Source organism: Streptomyces hirsutus, assembly GCF_001418415.1.
GTDB classification, from domain to species: Bacteria; Actinomycetota; Actinomycetes; order Streptomycetales; family Streptomycetaceae; genus Streptomyces; species Streptomyces hirsutus.
Map to the genome: position 1 here is coordinate 71,618 of NZ_LIQT01000144.1, position 6,686 is coordinate 78,303.

Here is a 6,686-nt window from a genome sequence, read left to right on the forward strand (position 1 = left end):
GTTCAGCCCTTCGCCGTGTGGACGACCTGCTGCTCGGTGAAGGACCGCAGCCCGTCCTCGCCGTTGGCCACGCCGAGGCCGCTGTGCTTGGCGCCGGAGAAGGGCGCGTGGGAGGGCAGCATGGCGTGGCAGTTGATCCAGGCGGTGCCGCACTCGAGCTGTTCGGCGACGGCCCGGGCCTTCTCCTCGTCAGCGGACCAGACCGAGCCGGACAGGCCGTAGTCGGTGGCGTTGGCACGTGTCACCGCTTCGTCGACGGTGTCGTACTTCAGCAGCGGGATCACCGGGCCGAACTGCTCCTCGTCGACGATCCGCACGCCTTCCGCCACGTCGGCGAAGACCGTCGGCTCGAAGAAGTAGCCGCCACCCTCGATGGGCTTCCCGCCGGACACGACCCGGGCGCCGCGTGCGACGGCGTCGGACACCAGCTCCGAGACCCGGTCGAACTGCGGTCGGGTGGTCAGCGGGCCCAACGCGGTGGCGGGGTCGGTCGGATCGCCGACGGCCGTCGCCCGCGCGGCCGCGCCGAACGCGTCGACGAACTCCTCGTAGCGGTTCGCCGGAACGAAGATGCGTTTGGGGATGCAGCAGATCTGGCCGCAGTTGAACATCGAGAACGCGAACAGGGTGCCGGCGGTCTTCTCCAGGTCCGCGTCGTCGAGAACGATCGCCGCGTCGTTGCCCCCGAGTTCGAGGGTGACCCGCTTGAGGTCGTGGGCGGCGTTGACGGCCACGGACCGTCCGGCGGGGATCGAGCCGGTGAAACTGATCTTGCGTGGCGTCGGGTGCGAGGTCATGGCCTTGCCGAGCTCGTCGCCGCCGGTGACGATGTTGATGACACCGGGCGGCAGCACTTCGGCGCCGATCCGGCCCAGCAGCAGGGTCGAGAGCGGAGTGAACGGCGAGGGCTTGAGCACGACGGTGTTGCCGCCGCGCAGGGCCGGGGCGATCTTCCAGGTCCACATGCCGACCGGGCCGTTCCACGGCGTGATCGCGGCGACCACGCCCATCGGCCGGTGGGCCACCTCGATCCTGGCGGTGGCGTCGTCCTGGATGACCCGCTTCGGCCAGTCCAGGTCGGCGTAGTAGCGGATCCAGGGTGCGGAGGAGGCGACTTCGGCCGCGGCGACGGCCCGCGGCTTGCCGGTCTCCTGGACCAGGAGCGCGGTCAGTTCCTCCTGGTGGGCGTCGACGGCGTCGGCCAGGTCACGCAGGGTCCGCCGGCGCGCTTCGTCGTCCCGCTTCCAGCTCTTCTGGGCGCGGGCGGCCGACGTCATCGCCTGGTCGAGCTGCTCCGGCGTGCACTCGGGTGCCTGCGCTTCGACGGCACCGGTCGCCGGATTCACGACGTCGAAGGTGTCGCGCGTGTCGACGGGTTTGCCGTCGATCGTCATGCTCAGCATGGGTGTCCTCCACGTCCGGGCCACGAGGGATGAGCCACGTCGGGCATGCGGCAGGCAGCTCACGTGCCAGGAGTTGCGCCGACCGTGATCATTGACACAGTATTCTGACAGTGCTTGGTTTCTTAGGCAATGACTTCACACCTGGTTCCGTTCTTTCCCGACCGTGCCGTCCAAGGAGATCGATGACCATGAGCGACGGAATCGTCGTCGTCGGCGCCTCACTCGCCGGGCTGCGGGTCGCCGAAGCGCTGCGCGCAGGCGGGTACACGGGTCGGCTGCGGCTGGTGGGCGACGAGCACCACCTCCCCTACGACCGCCCGCCGTTGTCCAAGCAGGTGCTGACCGGCGAGTGGGAGATCGCGCGCACCGCGCTGACCACTCCCGCGAAGCTCTCCGAGGCCGGCATCGAGACCGTGCTCGGAGCACGGGCCGTCGCGGTGGACACCGAAGCCGTCACCCTGGCCGACGGCGAGCGGCTCGACTACGACCAACTCGTCGTGGCCACCGGCGCCGCCGCCCGGACCTGGCCGGGAGCCGCTCCCGACGGGCGGGTCCACCGGCTGCGCACGCTCGCCGACAGCGTCCGGCTGCGCACCGCGCTGGCGGACGGCGGCCCGCTGGTCGTCGTGGGCGGCGGTTTCATCGGGCTCGAGGTGGCGGCCGCCGCGTGCGGGGCCGGCCTGGACGTCACCGTCGTCGAGGCCGCGGGCACGCCTCTCGAACCCGTTCTCGGCCCCGAGATCGGCGCCTGCTTCACCCGGCTGCACCGGGCCCGGGGCGTACGGGTGCTGACCGGCGTCCCCATCACTTCGGTCCAGGAGGCGGCCGGCACGGTGGCCGTCCGGCTCGCCGACGGCACCGAACTCGCCGCCGCCCACGTCGTCGTCGGTATCGGCGCCGAACCCAACAACAAATGGCTGACCGGCCTCGGCCTCGATGACGCCGCGGGCGTGCCGTGCGACGCCCGCGGCCGGGCCGGCGACCGGGTGTGGGCGCTCGGCGACGTCGCGCGGTGGGAGCAGCCGGCGTACGGCGACTCCGCACGCCACGAGCACTGGACGACGGCGGTCGACCAGGCGGCCGTGGTGGCGGCGGCGGTCCTCGGCCGGGAGTCGGCCCGCCCGCCGGCGCCGCCCTACTTCTGGAGCATGCAGTACGACGTGAACTTCCAGCTGGTGGGCCGCCCCGACCTCGCGTCCTCGGTCAAGGTGCTCGAAGCGGGGGAGGGCGGGACCGACCGCGGCACCGTGTTCGCCTTCACCGACACCGCGGGCCGTCGCGTCGCGGTCGCCGCCTTCCACAACCCGCGCCGCTTCCTGCGGCTGCGCCGCGAACTCCAGGAGGAGTTCACCACCACGCCGTCCCGGCCGTGACCGGTCACGGGGGTCGGTGACACGCACTCATGCGGGGGCGGCCACTCCTGCGTCCGCCCACGTCCACCCGTACAGGGCTCCTCACTCGTCGTCCCACCACGGGTAGAACGGTGGCATCCCCGTGTGCGCGCTGCCGGTGAAGCGGGGTTCCCGCTTCTCGCGGAACGCCTCGACGCCTTCCTTGCCGTCTGCCGTGCTGGTGTAGAACATCGCCAGGGAGTCGACCCGGTGTGCCTCCCTGGGGTGCGGCAGGGCGCTGTTGCGGTACATCATCTGCCGCGTGAGCGCGACGGCGACCGGCGACCGGTTCCGCGAGATGCGGCGTGCCAGGTCCTGTGCCTCCTCGAGCAGCGATGCGGCGGGGACGACACGGCTCACCAGTCCGCCGTCCCCGGCCTCCTCCGCCGAGAGGACCTCGGCCGAGTACACCCATTCCAGCGCGCGGGCCATGCCGACGATCCGCGGCAGGAACCACGTCGACGCCGCTTCGGGGACGATGCCGAGTTTGCCGAAGACGAAGCCGATGCGCGCCTTCTCCGAAGCCAGCCGGATGTCCATGGCCAGGGTCATCGTCGCCCCGATGCCCACGGCCGGGCCGTTGATCGCCGCGATCACGGGCTTGCGGCAGTCGAAGATCGCCAGGACCACCCGGCCGCCGGTGTCGCGCACGCCTCGCAGGATCCGCGGATCGTCGAGGTCGTCCATGTCGGACAGGGTCGGCCGCTGGGACTCGTCCAGCCCGAACACGTTGCCCTCCGACGCGAGTTCCATGCCGGCGCAGAAGGCCCGGCCGGCTCCCGTCACCACCACGGCACGGACCTCGTCCCGCGTGTTCACCCCGGTGAACAGCGCCACGAGTTCGTCCGCCATCTCGACGGTGAAGGCGTTCAGCCGGTCCGGGCGGTCGAGGGTGACGGTGAGAACCCCGTCGTCCAGGTCGGTCGACAGGGTCCGGAACCCCTCGACGTCCGCTCCCGCGCTCATGCCCCGCATATGATTCCTCGATCCGCGTGTTCTACCGAGCGTCAGAAATTAATCTACCGTCGGGATTATGATGGTGAACGCATGCAACGTGCAAGGGTTCGCCAGACCCCCAGAGACTCCCAGGGACGAGGAAGAGTCACATGAGCGAGACGAGCAGGGAATGGCCTCGCCCCAAGATCCGGCCCCGTAAGGCCGAGTTGAAGAACGATCAGATTTTCGAGACGGCCGCCCGGTTGTTCTACGAGAAGGGGTACGCGGCCACGTCCCTGCAGGACCTGGCCAACGCGGTGGGCCTGCAGAAGGGCAGCCTCTACTACTACATCGACTCCAAGAAGGACCTGCTCTTCGCCATCACCGACTACGCGCACACGTTCTTCGTCGAGCTCACCGAGAACGCCAAGGCCGAAGGCGGCACGCCCCTGCAGACGCTGGAACGCATGCTGCTCCAGCACGCCAGGTTCGCCGCGGAGCACTTCCATGTGACGGCCGCCTTCTACAACGAACGGTCGGCCCTGTCCGACGAGTACCAGGAGCGCATCGTCGCCACCCGCGACGCCTACGAGGCGTCCCTGCGTGGGCTCGTGAGGAGCGGCCAGGAGTCCGGCGAGATCGCCGCGGACCTGGATCCCCGGCTCGCGGTGTTCGGCGTGCTGGGGATGATCAACTGGATCCACCAGTGGTACCGCCCGGGAGGATCACTGTCGCCGGCCGAGATCGCGGCGGCGCTGAGCCGGCAGGCCGTCCGGTCCCTGCTGCCGCGCACCCATGCGGATTGAGCGTGGTGGGGCGGCCGGCCGCGCGACTCCCGCATGCTGGGGCCTGTCCGGCGGATCAGGCCCCAGAACGTCGGCGGCACCTCATCAGCACAGGTGAGCGGGGGCGATGGGGGTGCCCCCGCGCATGGGGGTCCCCCTGCTCGAAGAGCTTGGGAGAGGGCGCACCAGCCCCCGCGTCTGCGGCATGGTCCGCCGGACAGGCCCTAAAGCGGGGCGGACACCAGGCGCCGTCCGACCTCGGTCGCGGCCTCCCGCTCGTCCCCGTACCAGGTGCGCAGGGACAGCGCGCGCTTGTAGTACCAGTGCAGTTCGTGTTCGTGGGTGAATCCGATGCCGCCGTGGATCTGCAGGGCGTCCTCGCACGCCGAGCGGCCGACCTCGGCGGCGGCGGCCTTGAGTGACAGGGCCGCGAGCTCGAAGGCCCCCGGGGAGAGCGTCGCCGAGTCGGCGGCCACGGCCTCGACGAGGCTCTCGAGCATGATCACGCGCTGGGCGGCCGAAGCCGCGATGTGCTTGACCGCCTGGAAGCCGCCGATGGGACGGCCGAACTGCTCGCGCTGTTTGGCGAATTCGACGCTCAGGTCGAGTACGTGGCGAGCGATGCCGGCGAGTTCAGCGGCGACCAGGACCCGCTGCCAGCTCCGCAGTGCGGCCACGAGTCCCGCCGCCGCCTCGCTCCGCGCGATGACGTCGCCCGGCCCGGCCGTGACCCCGTCGAGGGCCACGCGGGCGTAGCTCGCCCCGGGGTCCGTACTCCGGTGCCCGGTGACGGTGATGCCGGGCCGGTCGCGGTCGAGGACCAGGACCGCCGCCGTGCCGTCCGGTCCGTCGTCGACGATCGCGACGAACAGGTCCGAGACCGCGCCGAAGCGCACCAGGTCCACCGATCCGGCCAGCAGGCCGGAGTCCAGGGCCGGAGAGCCGTTGGCCGCGCGCCAGTCGAGGGTGACACCGGGGTCCAGGACAGCCACCCGTCGTCCACCGGTCAGCGCGGCCGCCAGCCTGGTTCGCGCGTCGTCGGCGCAGGCCGTGCGGAGCAGCAGTCCCGGCAGCAGCATCTGCTCCAGCAGGGGGCCGGTCACCAGACGCCGCCCGAACAGCCGGAACAGCGGCACGAGAGCGGCGGGGTGCAGTCCGAGGCCGTCGTCCGCCTCGGGCGCGACCAGCCCGAACCAGCCCTGTGCCGCCGCTTCTTCGAGCAGGTGCCGATCCTCGCCCTGGGTCAGCAGTGCGGCGAGCCTGCGCTCGTCGGCGTAGTCACGGTCCAGGAACGCCCTGACCGCCTGCAGGATCTCGTCGTCAGCCACGGGGCAGTCCCAACAGTCTCTCGCCGATGATGTTCTTCTGGATCTGGGACGTCCCTCCGTAGATGGACGCCGCCCGGGAGTAGTAGTGCTCCTTGACCCACCGCGGGCCGTCGAGACCGAACGGTGCCCGGTCGGCCGCCAGACGGAACGGTCCGAGCAGGTCGGTGATGGACGTGTAGAGCAGTTGCTCCACCTCGTTGAGGCTGAGCTTGTCCACCGAGTCGTAAGGGCTGGGGATGTCGCCGGTGAGCTGCCGGTCGATGGTCCGGCGGGTCAGCGCCTCCAGTGCCCGTACCGCCGCGTAGGACCGGCCGAGCTGCTCCAGGACCCGGTCCGAGGGCTCGGTCCCGGTCGCGCCGACGTGGCCGCGGAGGTTCCGCACGGCCTCCTCGACCGCCACCTCGTACTCCACGCGTCGGCGGAGCGTGTACGAACCGCGCTCATGGCTCAGGGTGTCCTGGGCGATGGCCCACCCCTCATCGAGCTGTCCGACCAGATTGCGCACCGGCACGCGGACGTCCTCGAGGAAGACCTCGCAGAACTCGTCGTCTCCGGTCATCTGCACCAGCGGTCGTGCGGTGACGCCGGGGGTACTCATGTCGACGAGGATGTAGCTGATGCCCCGGTGCTTCGGAGCGCCCGCGTCCGTGCGCGCCAGCAGCGCGCACCATTGCGCCTTGTGAGCCCAACTGGTCCACACCTTCTGACCGTTGATGACGAACTCGTCACCCTCGATCCGGGCGCGGGTGCGCAGCGAGGCCAGGTCGGATCCGGACTCCGGCTCGGAGAATCCCTGGCACCAGATGTCCTCGCCGGACAGCAGGCGGGGCAGCAGCTGCTGCC

6 protein-coding genes are annotated in these 6,686 nt (G+C 70.8%); 2 read left to right on the forward strand and 4 right to left on the reverse strand.

Annotated elements, in window-relative coordinates:
* Positions 1–2: 2 nt before the first annotated feature.
* Complete coding sequence (locus AOK11_RS11600; RefSeq protein WP_055593584.1) at positions 3–1,403, reverse strand: aldehyde dehydrogenase family protein; 1,401 nt, start codon at positions 1,401–1,403, stop codon at positions 3–5.
* 188 nt (positions 1,404–1,591) lie between these two features.
* Between AOK11_RS11600 and AOK11_RS11605 the strand changes: the two genes are divergently transcribed.
* Entirely contained in the window at positions 1,592–2,776 is a 1,185-nt protein-coding gene (locus tag AOK11_RS11605) for an NAD(P)/FAD-dependent oxidoreductase (protein ID WP_055593597.1), read from the forward strand.
* 81 nt (positions 2,777–2,857) lie between these two features.
* On the opposite strand, the gene AOK11_RS11610 is transcribed toward AOK11_RS11605, so the two are convergent.
* On the reverse strand, positions 2,858–3,760 hold the full coding sequence (locus AOK11_RS11610) for a crotonase/enoyl-CoA hydratase family protein (RefSeq protein WP_055593598.1): 903 nt from the start codon (positions 3,758–3,760) through the stop codon (positions 2,858–2,860).
* Positions 3,761–3,900: 140 nt separating this feature from the next.
* On the opposite strand from AOK11_RS11610, the gene AOK11_RS11615 reads away from it, so the two are divergent.
* Positions 3,901–4,536, forward strand: coding sequence for a TetR/AcrR family transcriptional regulator (locus tag AOK11_RS11615; RefSeq protein ID WP_055593585.1), 636 nt, complete (start codon positions 3,901–3,903; stop codon positions 4,534–4,536).
* Positions 4,537–4,739: 203 nt separating this feature from the next.
* Here AOK11_RS11615 and AOK11_RS11620 read toward each other — a convergent pair whose 3' ends face one another.
* Positions 4,740–5,843: an acyl-CoA dehydrogenase family protein gene (locus AOK11_RS11620; RefSeq protein ID WP_055593586.1), complete on the reverse strand. Its 1,104-nt coding sequence runs from the start codon at positions 5,841–5,843 to the stop codon at positions 4,740–4,742.
* A partial coding sequence (locus AOK11_RS11625) for an acyl-CoA dehydrogenase family protein (RefSeq protein ID WP_055593587.1) occupies positions 5,836–6,686 on the reverse strand: 851 nt, incomplete at its 5' end. The genes AOK11_RS11620 and AOK11_RS11625, both read right to left, overlap by 8 nt.